At 46.5% G+C, this 15,485-nt stretch carries 13 protein-coding genes; 7 read left to right on the top strand and 6 right to left on the bottom strand.

The annotated features are described in order from the left end of the window. Window positions 1-178 precede the first annotated feature (178 nt). Together RIG27_RS26545 and RIG27_RS26540 are read left to right on the top strand one after the other, a co-directional pair. Window positions 179-301, top strand: coding sequence for a hypothetical protein (locus RIG27_RS26545; protein WP_446350176.1), 123 nt, complete (start codon window positions 179-181; stop codon window positions 299-301). A 289-nt stretch (window positions 302-590) separates the two neighbouring features. Next, window positions 591-809: a hypothetical protein gene (locus RIG27_RS26540; RefSeq protein ID WP_446350175.1), complete on the top strand. Its 219-nt coding sequence runs from the start codon at window positions 591-593 to the stop codon at window positions 807-809. A gap of 336 nt (window positions 810-1,145) precedes the next feature. On the opposite strand, the gene mutS is transcribed toward RIG27_RS26540, so the two are convergent. Next, window positions 1,146-3,866: a DNA mismatch repair protein MutS gene (gene mutS, locus RIG27_RS26535; RefSeq protein WP_446350174.1), complete on the bottom strand. Its 2,721-nt coding sequence runs from the start codon at window positions 3,864-3,866 to the stop codon at window positions 1,146-1,148. A gap of 314 nt (window positions 3,867-4,180) precedes the next feature. On the opposite strand from mutS, the gene RIG27_RS26530 reads away from it, so the two are divergent. The 4 genes from RIG27_RS26530 to RIG27_RS26515 all read left to right on the top strand — a co-directional run bounded on the left by RIG27_RS26530 (window position 4,181) and on the right by RIG27_RS26515 (window position 7,338). Next, entirely contained in the window at window positions 4,181-4,432 is a 252-nt protein-coding gene (locus RIG27_RS26530; protein WP_446350173.1) for a hypothetical protein, read from the top strand. Between the two features lie 17 nt (window positions 4,433-4,449). After that, window positions 4,450-4,776 (top strand): type II toxin-antitoxin system PemK/MazF family toxin, encoded by a 327-nt coding sequence (locus RIG27_RS26525; RefSeq protein ID WP_446350213.1) that lies wholly within the window; start codon window positions 4,450-4,452, stop codon window positions 4,774-4,776. A 257-nt stretch (window positions 4,777-5,033) separates the two neighbouring features. Further along, window positions 5,034-6,704 (top strand): leucine-rich repeat domain-containing protein, encoded by a 1,671-nt coding sequence (locus RIG27_RS26520; protein ID WP_446350172.1) that lies wholly within the window; start codon window positions 5,034-5,036, stop codon window positions 6,702-6,704. Between the two features lie 58 nt (window positions 6,705-6,762). After that, entirely contained in the window at window positions 6,763-7,338 is a 576-nt protein-coding gene (locus tag RIG27_RS26515; RefSeq protein WP_446350171.1) for a Uma2 family endonuclease, read from the top strand. A gap of 71 nt (window positions 7,339-7,409) precedes the next feature. On the opposite strand, the gene RIG27_RS26510 is transcribed toward RIG27_RS26515, so the two are convergent. The 3 genes from RIG27_RS26510 to RIG27_RS26500 form a co-directional block, all read right to left on the bottom strand. Further along, window positions 7,410-7,766 (bottom strand): hypothetical protein, encoded by a 357-nt coding sequence (locus RIG27_RS26510; protein WP_446350170.1) that lies wholly within the window; start codon window positions 7,764-7,766, stop codon window positions 7,410-7,412. 204 nt (window positions 7,767-7,970) lie between these two features. Next, window positions 7,971-8,501, bottom strand: coding sequence for a chemotaxis protein CheW (locus tag RIG27_RS26505; protein WP_446345334.1), 531 nt, complete (start codon window positions 8,499-8,501; stop codon window positions 7,971-7,973). A 123-nt stretch (window positions 8,502-8,624) separates the two neighbouring features. Next, complete coding sequence (locus RIG27_RS26500; protein ID WP_446350169.1) at window positions 8,625-12,029, bottom strand: response regulator; 3,405 nt, start codon at window positions 12,027-12,029, stop codon at window positions 8,625-8,627. Between RIG27_RS26500 and RIG27_RS26495 the strand changes: the two genes are divergently transcribed. Beyond that, window positions 12,023-12,202, top strand: coding sequence for a hypothetical protein (locus RIG27_RS26495; protein WP_446350168.1), 180 nt, complete (start codon window positions 12,023-12,025; stop codon window positions 12,200-12,202). The genes RIG27_RS26500 and RIG27_RS26495 overlap by 7 nt on opposite strands. Here RIG27_RS26495 and RIG27_RS26490 read toward each other — a convergent pair. Both RIG27_RS26490 and RIG27_RS26485 read right to left on the bottom strand, forming a co-directional pair. Then, on the bottom strand, window positions 12,199-12,375 hold the full coding sequence (locus RIG27_RS26490) for a hypothetical protein (RefSeq protein WP_446350167.1): 177 nt from the start codon (window positions 12,373-12,375) through the stop codon (window positions 12,199-12,201). The genes RIG27_RS26495 and RIG27_RS26490 overlap by 4 nt on opposite strands. Before the next feature lie 24 nt (window positions 12,376-12,399). Continuing rightward, complete coding sequence (locus RIG27_RS26485; RefSeq protein ID WP_446350166.1) at window positions 12,400-15,258, bottom strand: methyl-accepting chemotaxis protein; 2,859 nt, start codon at window positions 15,256-15,258, stop codon at window positions 12,400-12,402. Window positions 15,259-15,485: the final 227 nt, after the last annotated feature.

Raw genomic sequence — 15,485 nt, 5'->3', positions numbered from 1 at the left:
GTCTTTGTAGGGTGGGTTAGGCGGGAACTAAATGATGGCACATAACCGTTAAATGAACTATCCGCCGTAACCCACCAAATTGGAGGAGAACCCGACTAAATTGAGTAAAGGGCGACCCGAGCCAATTAAATAGATTGGTGTTGTTGATTAATGCAGGCGGGTCGCCCCTACACGGCTAATGTTAACTTCACGATTCAATCCCGATTTTCCACCGCGATCGCGTGCCAAAGATGTCGGCAAGTTACAGGATGGGGAAGTATTTGTAGGGTGGGTTAGGCGGGAACTAAATGATGGCACATAACCGTTAAATGAACTATCCGCCGTAACCCACCAAATTGGAGGAGAACCCGACTAACTTGAGTAAAGGGCGACCCGAGCCAATTGAATAGATTGGTGTTGTTGATTAATGCAGGCGGGTCGCCCCTACACGGCTGAATACAGTAAGCCCCCCTTTTGAAGGGGGTTTGGGGGGATCTGCCAATGTTAGATTCACTAACCGACTACGAGTAATTTTCTAATTCACAAAGACTTGCTTACTGTACGATCCGTTTTATCTGTTCAAAACTTGCTGTTTCAGTTGAGGGGAATTAATGGTTACTTATATAGATACTGGACTTTGGACAAAAAAAGTGCGATCGCGGTTGAGAATAAGGTGGGTTTGGTTGTCGAGTTTGGGATTAATCGATTGCCGTTCGGTGGGGGAATGGGCGGGTTTTGTTGTTCCGTTAGTGGTGGGGAGGGCGGGTTTTGTTGTTCCGTTAGTGGTGGGGAGGGCGGGTTGTGTTGTTCCGTTAGTGGTGACTAGCTGAATTGATTCCCTAAACCCGCCCGTACTATTGATTCCCTAAAACCGCCCGTACGATTGATTCCCTAAACCCGCCCGTACGATTGATTCCCTAAACCCGCCCCTACAATTGTCCCTAAACCCGCCCCTACATCTAATTTTTATGCCCTAAATGCCTTGGAAAATAAATTACGCCAATTTATTTTTTTGTCCAAAGTCCAATAGATATCTTGGCGATTGCTATAATACCAAACCCGGGTTAGCTACCCCCGTTATAACCGAGTCCGCGTAGGCGGACTTTGTTTGTGTAGCAGCGATTTCAATCGCCCCCTCTTGCATGGTGTGACTTGGTATCAGGCTATCATTCGGCAAAAATATCTAACTGCTGTACGGATGTGTCTGGCTTAATCGTTTTAGTATCTTTGGCTTTCTTGCCAATACCTTTCCGCAATCCCATAGCAATTTTACTGTGCTTTTCAATTTGCCCCATCACCTGCTTTGCCCGTTGAATCACCGCCGGGGGCAAACCCGCCAGACGCCCTGCTTCAATCCCATAAGACTTATCCGCCCCGCCCGGTTGAACTTGGTGTAAAAAGATAATTTCATCGGGCAATTCTTTCACCGTAACCTGATAATTGGCAACATTCTCTAAAATAGACGCCAATTCGTTTAATTCATGGTAATGGGTAGCAAAAATAGTCCGTGCTTGAATTTCCAGAGACAGATATTCCGCTACCGCCCAAGCAATAGATAACCCATCAAACGTGGCGGTTCCTCTGCCAATTTCATCTAATAGCACCAGGGACTTACTTGTAGCATGATTCAAGATATTTGCCGTTTCATTCATCTCCACCATAAACGTGGATTGACCTGTGGCTAAATCGTCAACCGCGCCGACACGAGTAAAAATGCGATCGCAGATTCCCAATGTCGCCGATGTCGCTGGCACAAAACTCCCCGTCTGCGCCATAATTTGAATTAATCCCACTTGGCGTAAATAGCAACTTTTGCCACTGGCATTGGGTCCAGTGAGGATGATTAAATCGGGACGTTGCTGATTCTCCGTCTTTGTCTTTTCCTCAGCAGATGACGTGGACTCCTCCCATCCCAAATACGCCGAATTGGGGACAAAAAACCCCACCGGCAGAGACTTTTCCACCACCGGATGGCGTCCATCAATAATCGTAATTTCCCGCCCCTCTACCACGGTGGGACGACAATAGCCCTGGCGTACAGCAATTTCTGCTAAACCCGACAAAACATCAATCGCCGCCACAGCGCGGGACAGATGGCGAATTAACTGGGCATAATTCCCCACTTGGGTGCGTAATCCGACAAAAATCTCGTATTCTAAGCGGTTTAAATCATCCCGTGCGGTGAGAATCCGGGTTTCGCGTTCTTTTAAGTCGGGAGTAATGTAGCGTTCTTCGTTAGTTAGGGTTTGTTTGCGGATGTACTCGTCGGGAACCTGATCAGCTTTTGAGCGAGCGATACTGATGTAATAGCCGAAGGTTTTGTTGTATCCTACTTTTAGATTGGTAATGCCTGTGCGATCGCGTTCGGTGACTTCTAAGTTAGCAATCCACTGCTGATCCGCCTCCACCATGCGACGCATTTCATCCAGTTGGTCATTCACCCCAGGACGAATTAAATTGCCTTCCTTTATCTGTAACGGCGGCGATTCCACTAAATGGGCGCGAATGCTTTGTCCTAACTGTTCTAATTCTGGGGGAAACGTTTGCAATGCTTTCAGATAGGGAGAACCCCCATAGGCGGCGAGTTCGGCTAAATCGGGTAATTTTAATAGTGAATCCGCTAACGCCACCAAATCCCGTGCATTTGCCGTTCCGGAACTTGCCCGTCCGGTTAATCGCTCTAAATCATAAATTCCCCGTAATAACTGACGTAAATCCTCCCGCAGTCCGGTATTTTCTGTCAACTCCTGAATCGTATCTTGTCGCGCCCGAATTCCTTTACTATCTAATAACGGTTGCAATAACCAACGGCGTAATGCCCGTCCGCCCATGGAGGTACTGGTTTGATCCAATGCCCAGAGTAGGGAACCATGAAACGTATTATCCCGCACCGTGGCGGTAATTTCTAAATTGCGGCGGCTTTGGTGATCGAGAATTAGATAATCAGCTAAGGTATACGTGCGTAAATGTTGCAGGGCGACATAATTTTCTTTTTGCGTGTCTTCCAAATATTCCAGCAATCCCCCCGCCGCCCGCACTCCCAGAGGTAAATGTTCACATCCCATCCCTTCTAGCGATCGCACTTTAAATCGTTCTAGGAGTCGTATTCTTGCTTCTGAGGAACGGAAAGGGGTTTGGGAACGCAGGCTATAGCAAAAGGAGTTGGGTAACCAATCAGGTAACGACTCCGATTTTTCCCCTGGACGCAGCATACTCCCCAAATCCGGCGCATTGGTAGGAATCAACACTTCTGAGGGGTGCAAGCGCAACAGTTCCTGTACCAGTAACTCTAAATCCGTGGCTTGAGTGGTAAAAAATTCCCCCGTAGAAATATCTGCATAGGCTAATCCCCAATGATTCCCCGCCATCACCACCGCCGCCAGAAAGTTATTGCGTTTAGCATTTAGCATCCCCGCTTCGGTTAACGTACCGGGGGTGAGAATGCGAGTGACTTCCCGTTTGACCTGACGCCCTTCTTTAGCGGCGATGGATGCATCTTCTACTTGATCACAAATAACAATCGCATAGCCTTTTTCCACTAACTGAGTCGCATGGCGTTCAATCGAGTGATGGGGGACTCCCGTCATCGGAACTCGTCCCACACCCTTCCCCGCCTCCTTACTGGTGAGGACTAATTCCAATTCTTCAGCCACTCGCCGCGCATCTTGGAAGAAGGTTTCATAGAAATCGCCGACTCGATACAGCAGTACCGCATTCGGATACTGGTCTTTGAGTTCAGCAAAATGCTGCATCATCGGCGTTAGCTGTTTACGGTCTACCGTCCGATGATCCATATTTTCCGCCGCCACCTGCTTCGCCTTCTCGGTAGCGCGAATGTCGGTAGCACCGTTGGATTCGGGAGTAGATGCGTTGGGATGTCCGCTCATGAACCGTCTTGGATAGGCAAGCAACACTCATGACTTTACCGTAATCTGAGGAGGATTGGTATTAAAGGTTTCTTAGGATTGCCTGGGCGTGGGTGCGAAGCGTCACCTTAAACCCAGGATACGGCAATGCCGTACCCCTACGGAAGAATTGATTGGGTAGGGACACGATACCATCGTGTCCTGATTTAGGTTAAATTGTCAAATTCAGAGGAAATAAAATCAACAGGCAGATTATGCGATCGCCTGAACCCTCTCCGCTAAGGTTATAGGATAAGCTAGACCTTAGAGCCACTCAATCCGTAGAATCTTAGATCATGAACCCTCCCAGCCTACACCAGATTGAAAAAATGGTCAGTTGCTTATCGGATGAAGATCAACTGTGGTTAATGGAAAGAATTATTCACAATTTGAGACTATCTCGCACCCTTAACCATCGTGACAGCCAGGGAAAAACGGTTGAACAGCAACTGGTAATGATGGCAAATGACCCAGGGATTCAGGGCGAACTCAAGGCAATTGAGCAGGAATTTGCCGTAACTGAAATGGATGGATTAACTGAATCGTGAGCATTCAACGCGGCTAAATTTATTTTGTTAATCTCAACCCAGTTCAAGGGAGAGAACAAGCCGGAAAACGTCCTGTGCTTGTCCTTTCAATTGATGCCATTAATCGTTTACCGCTAGTGGTAACGGTTATTGTCGGAACGAAAGGAGAAAATATCCAGCGCGATTACCCAACGAACGTGCGGGTTTCTCCAGCCAACAGTGGTTTGCCCATGGAAACGGTGTTCTTATGTTTCCAAATTCGCTCCCTGGATTCCAAACGCTTTCCTAAACAACCTGCGGGTTTACTTTCTGAAGAAGTTATGGCAAGGGTTGAAGCAAAGACTCGCTATTGCTTAGGGTTATAACTACCTTATCTGTGATTGCGCTGTCTACTGTCTTGGTCTGAAAGGCTTCATAGATAGGCTATATGCAGGCACATCTTCCCATGACGAAAAGTATACCAGGAAATTGTGCGATCGCACTTTACCATCATCGGGGTAGGATTGGTATTAAAGGGTTGTGGCAATTTTAAAAACTGTGTTCCTTGATATACCTGGGTTTTAAGATTTTTACCTGTCAACACTAAAATAGGATGGCGATATCTTTGAGGGAGAGAAAGGAAATGGATAAAACTGCTGTCATTGCTCTAACGATTAGTACGTGGATATTAGGATGGGAGGTGGCTCAAGCGGCTAACCCTAGCTTGGGGAGTTCTTTTCAAGAGTGGTGTCTGAACAAAACCAGTTTGTCAGCTGAGGCAAGGAAAACAGTGGAAGTGTTGTTAGAAGAAGCTGGTACGAGTGACTGTAAACAAGCTGATGAAAACCTATCAAGTCGCACTGAACTTGACCTCGAACTCAACCAAATAACAGATGTAAGTCCTCTGTCTGGACTTACCAATCTGACTGGGCTTTCCCTCGGCAGTAACAAAATAACAGATATCAGTCCTCTATCTGGACTTACCAATCTGACTGGGCTTGTCCTCAGCTTTAACCAAATAACAGATGTCAGTCCTCTATCTGGACTTACCAATCTGACTGAACTTTATCTCAGCAATAACCAAACAACAGATGTCAATCCTCTGTCTGGACTTACCAATTTGACTGAACTTTACCTCGGCAATAACCAAATAACAGATGTAAGCCCTCTATCTGGACTTACCAATTTGACTGGGCTTTCCCTCAGTATCAACAAAATAACAGATGTAAGTCCTCTATCTGGACTTACTAATCTGACTGGGCTTTCCCTTCACTTTAACCAAATAACAGATGTAAGTCCTCTATCTGGACTTACCAATCTGACTGGGCTTTCCCTTTACGACAACAAAATAACAGATGTAAGTTCTCTATCTGGACTTACCAATCTGACTGGGCTTTCCCTTCACTTTAACCAAATAACAGATGTAAGTCCTCTGTCTGGACTTACCAATTTGAGGAGGCTTTACCTTTACTATAACCAAATAACAGATGTAAGTCCTCTGTCTGGACTTACCAATCTGACTGAGCTTGCCCTCGGCCATAACCAAATAACAGATATCAGTCCTCTATCTGGACTTGCCAATTTGACTTTGCTTGACCTCAGGATTAACCAAATAACAGATGTCAGTCTGTCTGGACTTACCAATCTGAGGAGGCTTGACCTTTTCGGTAACCAAATAACAGATGTCAGTCTGTCTGGACTTACCAATCTGACTGAGCTTAACCTCTACAACAACCAAATAACAGATGTCAGTCCTCTATCTGAACTTACCAATCTGAGGAGGCTTGACCTCGGCAATAACCAAATAACAGATGTTAGTCCTCTATCTGAACTTACCAATCTGAGGAGACTTTCCATTTACGACAACCAAATAACAGATGTCAGTCTTCTGTCTAGACTTACCAATCTGACTAGCCTTATCCTCTTCTCTAACCAAATAACAGATGTCAGTCCTCTATCTGGACTTACCAATCTGAGGAGGCTTGACCTTTACTATAACCAAATAGCAGATGTCAGTCCTCTATCTGAACTTACCAATCTGAGGAGGCTTTATCTCTACAACAACCAAATAACAGATGTCAGTCTATTTGGACTTACCAATCTGACTTGGCTTTCCCTCAGCAATAACCAAATAACAGATGTCAGTTCTCTATCTGGACTTACCAATCTTACTGAACTTATCCTCTTCTCTAACCAGATAACAGATGTCAGTCCTCTATCTGGACTTACCAATCTGACTTTGCTTGACCTCGGAGACAATCCCATACCACAGCCAACTTGTCCAGTCAGTTCCCCAGATGTTTGCGAGTTCTGACCCTAACACGGATAGGGGATGAATCAAAAATTAATTTGAGTTAATAGGTAAAACGACAATGACCGCTTATACGATAGACTTTAACCCAATCATTCAGCTTACCGACGACCAATTCTATCAATTATGTCAGGCGAATCCTGAGCTGAAATTTGAACGGAATGCCCAAGGAGAATTAATTATTATGCCCCCGACTGGCGGAGAAACCGGAAATCAAAACTTTGAGTTTGGTGCTGATTTAGCGATATGGAATCGCCAAACTCGATTAGGGGTTGGTTTTGACTCTTCCACCTGCTTTAAACTCCCCAACGGCGCTAATCGTTCTCCGGATTTGGCTTGGGTGATACAGGAACGGTGGGATGCACTATCTCCCGAACAACGCACCAAATTCCCGCCCATTTGCCCTGATTTTGTAGTGGAATTGATGTCTCCTTCGGATAGATTAAAAGATACCCAGGATAAAATGAAGGAATATATTAATAATGGCGCTCGTTTGGGTTGGTTAATTGCGCCAGGAATGAGACAAGTGGAAATTTACCGTCCTCAGCAAGCTGTTGAAGTTTTAGAGGCTCCAGCGACTCTTTCAGGAGACGATATTTTGCCCGGATTTATCCTGAATTTAAGCTCTCTTTGGTGAGAGTTAGTTCGTAGTAAGGGCTTTAGCCCTAAACAAATTACGTCGAAGAGAATTAAGGGAACTCGACCCACTCACCTCAAACCCACACCAACTGGATTATACAAGTTAGCGGTTGGGTGCGGGGCGGGTTTATTGAATTGAGAAGTTTCTCGCCACAGATAACGGTAAAACCCGCCCCTACGGGTTAACTCATATTTGGGTTTAATTGTCAAATCTAGAGGGAATAAAATTAACAGGCAAATTAGGCGATCGCGTCGTCTATTGTCTGGGTCGGAAAGGTTTGATGAAGAGGTTATAGGCGGACACATTTTCCCATAGTAAAAAGTATACCAGAAAATCGTGCGATCGCACTCAGGTGCATCAATGGAGTGAACGGAACCGTAAACGCTTCCAACCAGCACCAGTGAAAGATTGGATTTTTGAACCATATTGTTAATTAATAAAGTTACGCATTCTTAGGGTAGGGGCGACCCGCTTCCACAAAACAATAACTCTGTCCATTCAATTTGATCGGGTCGCCCTTTACTCAATTACGATAAATTTAAGGATTCAGGATGATGGTTAAATCGAGGATAAAGCCAGGTAACACGTCTTCACCTGAAACTGTGGGCGGTTCATCAACATTCGTTTTTTCATACGTTCGTTAACGTGCCAATTTCCTGGAAGATTGGCATTAGTAAATCGACATCCAGTAAAAATACAGTAACCGATTCTTTATCCTGGGGAATAACCGCTACATGACTGGCAACTTCTAGGGTATCGGCTCGACGATAGGATTCAGGAAGTAAGCGAATGGCTGATAAGGGTATTTCCATTAAAATGGGTGTGTCAGTTACCGGAATTCCATATAAGTCCCCTGTCGTGTTTCTAACGACAATTAAATACCCGCCCGTGCTGGATTCCTGAATCGGGCTTTGCTTGAAAAATCGCCAATACAAGTCTACAACCGTCACCTCGCGATCGCCTAAATGAGCAACGCCGACATGATTCAGCCCACTACTGTAGATTGGCGTGTGATCCACGACTTTATAAATTGACTCAATGCGTAAGGCTAGATGCAGATTCCCCATGCTGAAGACAATGAATTTTAGAGAGGGAATAACCTGTCTAGATTGGGATAAATCAGTATCGTTGGGTTGAAATTGAGTAACTAATGTTGTCATTTGTCCTTTGTCCTTTGTCAAAACACTGATTTCACGGATTTATTGCAGAGAGTGGGGTAGGGAAGTGAGAGGTTAGTTACACTGATTACACTGAGAATTGGCTTCCCCATCCCCCTCACCCCATCAAGAGGGTTGTAATTGCGGCTGTTGTGACTTATCCTGAATCAAAATTTGTTCGATCGCACCCAAAAATTCTTGTTCCAGATAGGGTTTGGTGAAATACGCATTTGCGCCTAAATGCCGTGCTAACCAGCGATGTTTATCGTTACTGCGGGAGGTTAACATCACCACGGGAACCTTTGAGATTTGCGGATCTTGGCGACGTTGACCCAGAAATTCAAACCCGTTCATGTTGGGCATTTCAATATCACACACGACTAAATCAACAGCAGAACTTTGCCGCAATTGTTCCAGTGCTTCTCGTCCATCTCGTGCTTGCAATACCCGACAGCCGGCTCGTTCTAAGGTGAGGGCGAGAGTTCGCCGTAATGCTACCGCGTCATCCACGACTAACACGGTGGGGGCTTTGGCGGTTTGAGCTTTGGTCTCATTATTGTGAGCAGAACGGGACTCCGGAATACTCACAAGAGTGCGGTTGCTGGATGTAATTGAGATTGACTGGCTGCTTTGACCTAAAAGCTGATCCATTAAGACGGCGCCATCAATCACTGGAATTAAACTACCATCCCCTAAGATAGTACAGCCATAAGTAAAACTAGGAGGCGCGATCGCACTGCCGAAGGGTTTAATCACTAACTCCTGTTCTGTGACTAGGCGATCAATTTCTAGGGCGAGAACATATTGATCTTGACGCAACACTAGCATCGGTAACGCCCAATTCGTTGGTGATGGAACCGAAACCAACGCCTGACTGGGACAGGTTTCGGGTAAGGGACAAGCATAATCCAATAAATCCGTTAACCGATAGGTGGGAACAATTTGACCCCGCCAGCGTAGAAATCGCTGTTCTCCGGTGGTTTTGACTTGATTCCCTTTGGGAATAACAATTTCTTCTACACTGTCTGAGGGTAACGCCAACGCCGTAGAACCAACGAAACAGACGAGTAATTTACCAATAGTGAGGGTTAAGGGTAGGCGTAAGGTAAACGTTGTCCCCACACCAGGAGATGAATGAACCGAAATCGTCCCTTTTAAGGAACGCATCTGCGATCGCACCACATCCAATCCTACCCCTCGCCCCGACAATTCACTCACTTGTTCCGCCGTGGAAAATCCAGGTTCAAACAGAAACTCAAATAATCGATTCGGCGTCAGCGTCGTCAGTTGTTCCGGTGACACCAATCCCATGTCAATCGCCTGTTGACCAATCCGTTTAATATTCAATCCTTGACCATCATCTTTCACCTCTATAATGGTTTGACTGCCTTGGTGATAGGCGCGAATCTCAATTTGCCCAACCTCCGGTTTCCCCTGCTGACGCCTTACCTCTGGCAATTCAATCCCATGGTCAAAAGCATTGCGAAGTAAATGCATTAGCGGATCATAGAGTTTTTCTAAAGCCGCTTTATCTACCAGAACATTCGTCCCATTCAGTTTCAAATTAACCGATTTTTCATACCGCGTAGACAAATCTCGGATCACACGCGGATAACGGTTGAGAACTTCACCCAAGGGCAACATCCGCGCCCACATCAACTCATCCCGTAAACTGGTCAGCATTTGCCGTTGCTGTTCCAGAGTTTGATCCGATTGCTTGGCAAATAGGGCGACATCATCCACCGATTCTTCCACCTGCACCATATCTTCAATCAGTTGTTGCAGTCGGGAGTTGAGGATACTATAGTTATCTAATTCCAGGGAATCAAACTCTTCGGTGCGACTGACAAACTCCGTCAATTGATTCAGCAGGGCGATGTTGATCTGGGGGTTATAACGTTCAGGTGAAATCAGCATCTTGTCCGAGAGTTCCCGCAAATGATTCACCATGGCTTGCACCCGGCTAAATCGTTCTAATAACTCTCGCACAGATCGTTGTAGTTGCTGGTGTTGCAGGGATAACCCATTCCGGTTAATCGCTAACTCACCCACCAGATTATTCATGCGTTCTAGTCGTTCCGAGTCAACCCGTACCGATAGGTGAGGCGTCGCCGCTTCTTGTTTAGATTTAGAACGTTTCGGCGATACTGATTCAGGTTCTTGGTTCTCGGATGTGGGTTGAGCAGATGGATGAGTAGCAGAGAGTTCACTCGAACCCGATTGAGAGGGAACCAAGTTACTGGAGGTAACAGTGGGAGTTGTGTCATTATTTACCGCAGGTGCAGGTAAATCTTCAACTTCCGGCAATTCCTCATACACTTGCCCAATGGATGCGATCGCTTCTTCCAGGGTTTCTGGTGCAGGTATACTTAGACTCGATGCCGACGCTGCTGTTAATTCCTCTTCTGGTTCGGGTTCTACTACGACTTCTACTTCTACTTCTACTTCTACTTCTTCTTCTTCTTCCTGACTGGTGTCGGCTTCTATCTCCCCAAAAACATCTTCCAACGAGGGAACCCCCGCTTCTAAATCGGCTAAAAGCGGTTCGGTATCAGGATCTAAGAAAGAAGTAGACAGCGACTCTTCGGATGCTGGAAAACCTAACCCCCCAGCCCCCTTCCCTGCAAGGGAAGGGGTCTCAATACTACCCGGATAAGCTTTAAATTTAAATTCTGCTTCCCCAGCTTCCCCAGCTCCCCCAGCTTCCCCTGCTTCTCTATTCCTTGCAGGAGGGGTCTCATCAGCCACACCTGCTAAAGCCATTAACTGAGGCGATGGTGTACCACCTTGGCTGCGATCGCCATTTAACACTGCCAGTCTGCCTGCATCAAAATCAGCCAGGGCAACTTGAGTAATCTCTAACGCCTTGTCTGGGTGGGCATTTAGCGCCGTAATTGCCGTGTTTGCGATCGCGCCAAATCCGGGTAGATTTAAAAATTCGGCAAACCCAGCAAATACATCCGCTTGCGCCCGTAGTTCTCCGGCTACCGGATGATGATCTGGATCTGCCACAACTTGAGACAGTAATTCCAATCCTTGTTCCACATCCACTTCAAAGATGGATAATGCCATATCCACCCCTAATTCTGATGAACTCGGGATAAAATTATCTGCCTGAGTTAAAGCATCGCCTAACCTAGCTTCAATCTGTTCAAAAATCGGTTCAGCAATAGCTAAGGCTTGCTCTTGATCAAACTGATTGGTGGCAATTTGCTCCATCAATGGCAGACGCAAACAGTCATACGCTTGCAGCAATTGACTCTCTAAGTCTGTATCAATTTCAACAGTTTTGTTGTAGAGTGCCTTAAAAATATTTTCTAGGCGATGAGCGATAGTCTTAATCGCCTCCAATTCTACACTCGCTGAACCTCCTTTTAATGAATGAGCTGCTCGCATCATTCCATGGACATTTGCCGTGCTCCGATCCTGGCGCAGGTTAAGCAGCCCTGCTTCAATATTTTGTAGAAGTTCCGGTGCTTCTTCAATAAAGAATTGATAGGCTTGATCGCGAATATCGGGGTTGAGTGCCATTTGTCATTCGTCCTTTGTCATTTGTCATTCGTCATTTGTCATTTGTCATTTGTCATTCGTCATTTGTCATTCGTCATTTGTCATTTGTCATTCGTCATTTGTCCTTTGTCATTCGTCATGTTTCTCCTGTAGGGGCGCAAGGCTTGCGCCCAATTTATAGCGCTACGTGCTAGGCAATAGGCAACACCTCGGCTTCCCCAGCTTCCCCAGTTTCCAGACGTTCCACCGGAACGTCTCTACAACCCCAGTTCCCCCAGCTTTTAACGCTTAAGTTGACACCAATGTCGCCCCTACACGATGAGTCCAAACTGTTAATAACATGAATGAACAAATGACCAATGACCAATGACCAATGACCAATGACTGATAGTTACTTCAACTTAAACTGACCCACGTCAGCTTGGAGGGCTTGGGCAACGCTTCGTAGTTGTTCAAACGAGGACGAAACCAAACCCGCTTCTTGTGAGGTTCGGGCAGCAATGTCTGCCACATTGGTCATCGTTTGGGTCACATCTTCAGAGGCTCGGGATTGAACAACTGTGGCGTTGGCAATCGCTTCAACCAATTGGTTAATCTGGTTAGAAGCTGTGGCAATTTTGTTCAGAGAGGCACGAGTTTCGTCCACTAATTTTGTACCCGTGACCACCTGTTCTGTCCCTGCTTCCATCGCCGCAACCACTTCATTCGTTTCCCCTTGAATCGCCGCCACCAGTTTTTCAATTTCTGCTGTCGCTTCTGCCGATTGCCGCGCCAAGGCACGTACTTCGTCCGCAACCACCGCGAACCCTCGTCCTTCTTCTCCGGCGCGGGCTGCCTCAATGGAGGCGTTCAGCGCAAGTAGGTTGGTTTGGGCGGCAAAGGTGCTAATCAGGTTAACAACGGTGGAAATCTTTTGGGATGATTCACCCAAGTGTTTGACTTTTTTCGCTGTTTCTGCTACAGTTTCACGAATTGCTAGAATCCCTTCAACTGTCCGGTTCATGTTGTCGTCCCCTTCTGCCACAGTCTGAGAGGCTTCTTGCACTGCAATTTCCGCTTGTTCAGCGTGGGCGGCAACCATGCGTACTGTTTCTGCCATTTCTTGGGCACGGCTAAGAGCGTAGGAAATTTGCTCGGCTTGCATCAAGGCTTCTTGGGATAGGGATTGAACCGCCACTTCGTTGCTGCTTGTGGTTGTTGCCACCTGAGTCGCCGCTTTTTGCACCTGTTCGACAATCTTGCGTAAGTTTCCTACCGTGGCGTTGTACGAGTCAGCGACTGTACCAATTTCATCAGCAGTTACTCGCGCCCGAATGGTTAAGTCACCTTTACTAATCGGGTCTACTTCCTTCAGGAGTTCTAAAGCGCGTTGTTGTAAGCCTTCTTTCAACTCCCGTTGTTCTTGCGCCAGTTTGTCGGTAGTTTCTAGGAGCATTACTCGGTCGATTACCAGTCCAATCTGACCCCCTAACTGTTTAAAGAAGTTGACTTCTGCCGTTTGCCATTCACGGGGAACCGAACATTGGTGCGCCATGATCAACGCGAAGGGTTGACCTTCGTGGAGAATTGGCACTTCTAAGTTGGCTTTGACACCCAAACGTGCCATTAATTTTTGTTCCTCTGGTACTAAATCCGCTTCAAAGACATGATTGGTAGCGACAACACGGGCTTCTTTATACGTCTGGCGTCGTTCCTCAGACAGAGTGAGTTCTTCCATCTTGTCATTCAGGCTACGGGGCCAACCCATTGCCACCGATTCAGCCGCCACATAGCTGCTACCATCGGGGTTAAATTGGAAGATCATCACCCGTTCAGCCTTAAGGATTTTACGGGTTTCCTCAACCGCTTTCTGAAACAGATCCCGGATTTCCTGGGATTTCAAGGTGCGAGAACCTGTAATATCTGCCAGTAAACGGGCTTGTTCGGCAGCGAGTTCTTGTTCTTGAATAAATACCTCTAACTGACCCGCCATATCGTTAATGTTTGCACCCAGAGTCGCCAGTTCGTCCTCTCCTTTAACCTGCAAGCGAGTATCCAAGTCACCTTGACCAATTTTTGACACCGCACCGGCTGCATCCACAATCGGTCGGGTAGCGTTCCCAGCCACGAACGTCGCAACTGCACCAACCATTAAGGCGGCACCACCGGTCCCTAAGCCCAGAGTCCAGAGCATATTCCGTTGCGGTGCAAACGCCACATCAGTGGGACGGACAATAATCAGCGCCCAGTTCAGGTTATACAGTTCAGCCAGTTCTTCTGTGGGAGAGTAAGTAATAACGTCTTCCCGTCCAGTTCGCTGTTCAACAATGGTCAGGACGTTTTCCTGGTTTTGTTGAACTTGACTATACATCGTGGGAAACTTTTCCTCGAATGTTTCACCAATATCATTAGGATCGTCTGAAGCCACCACGTTACCTGACGAATCAATCAGGTGAAATTCTTGTTGTCGGTCTTTGGTTACACCGAAAATTCCATTCACTCGTTCCATCGGCTCACGGGTGCGGATAACACCAATGGTTTTACCTGTCACGGAATCCTTAATCGGTGCGGTTATATAGATACCGTACCTGTCAGTCGTTTCAGAGAGCCGTGGTTCCGTGATGTAGACCTGATTCGTTCTCAATACTTCTTGAAAATAGTCTCGGTCAGAGTGATTTTCGAGAATTTCTCCAGAGTCCGATTGGGCAATAACGTTACCCTGAAGGTCAAACACACCAATACTGTCGTAACTTTCGTACAGTTTCTCATAGGCATTGAGCAGACGTTCCTTTTCTTCCTTGGGTGTAATCTTCGCAATTTCAGCATTATTCAACACCGGAAGTTGTGCCATGACTTGAATGTCACTGTAGCGTTCTGCCATGAACCCATCTAATTTGTCTTCCAAGTCAAGTGTGTTCGTTTGTTCGTTACTCACCACTTGGTCATACATCCCGCCACTGGCTGTGAAGTATGCAGTCGCACCCACCGCCAATACGGGTAATGTTCCAATCGCTAGGGCTAAACCAATTGCTTTACTTCGCAGACTAGACCCGAACCCGCGACGGTTTGAGGGCTGTTCTGGCGCTTTTCCCATTGCCTCAAGTGACGACAATTTGGGTAGAGATTGATCAGCAGTCCCAGACGTTCGATAAGGCATCGATGGGGGATAGTCACTCGAATAGGTTTGAGCCTCAATCGGCAAATTCTTTGAGTAAGAACCGCGACCATTGGTATCGTGATGGGAACCCGGTTTGGGAGAAAGTCTAGTCATGGATCGAACCTCTTTAATACAAAATACGGAGGAGTTGGCAAATTGCTCAAAACTGGACTTACTCGAGTCCATGTCCTACGATTTGCCTCCTAACCTATTTCCATTGGCAGGGGGTTCTACGATAATGGGATATGGAATCGTATAAGCTTTTGGGTAGAAATCTAACTGCAACTAAATGCGAGGCAGTTTTATTCAAGAATCAGTCGTGTAAATCCAGTTCACTAAAA

This window comes from Coleofasciculus sp. F4-SAH-05 (assembly GCF_040222985.1).
GTDB classification, from domain to species: domain Bacteria; phylum Cyanobacteriota; class Cyanobacteriia; order Cyanobacteriales; family Coleofasciculaceae; genus Coleofasciculus; species Coleofasciculus chthonoplastes.
Note: the sequence above shows the minus strand (reverse complement) of the source record. Positions and strands in the feature narration are given on the sequence as shown.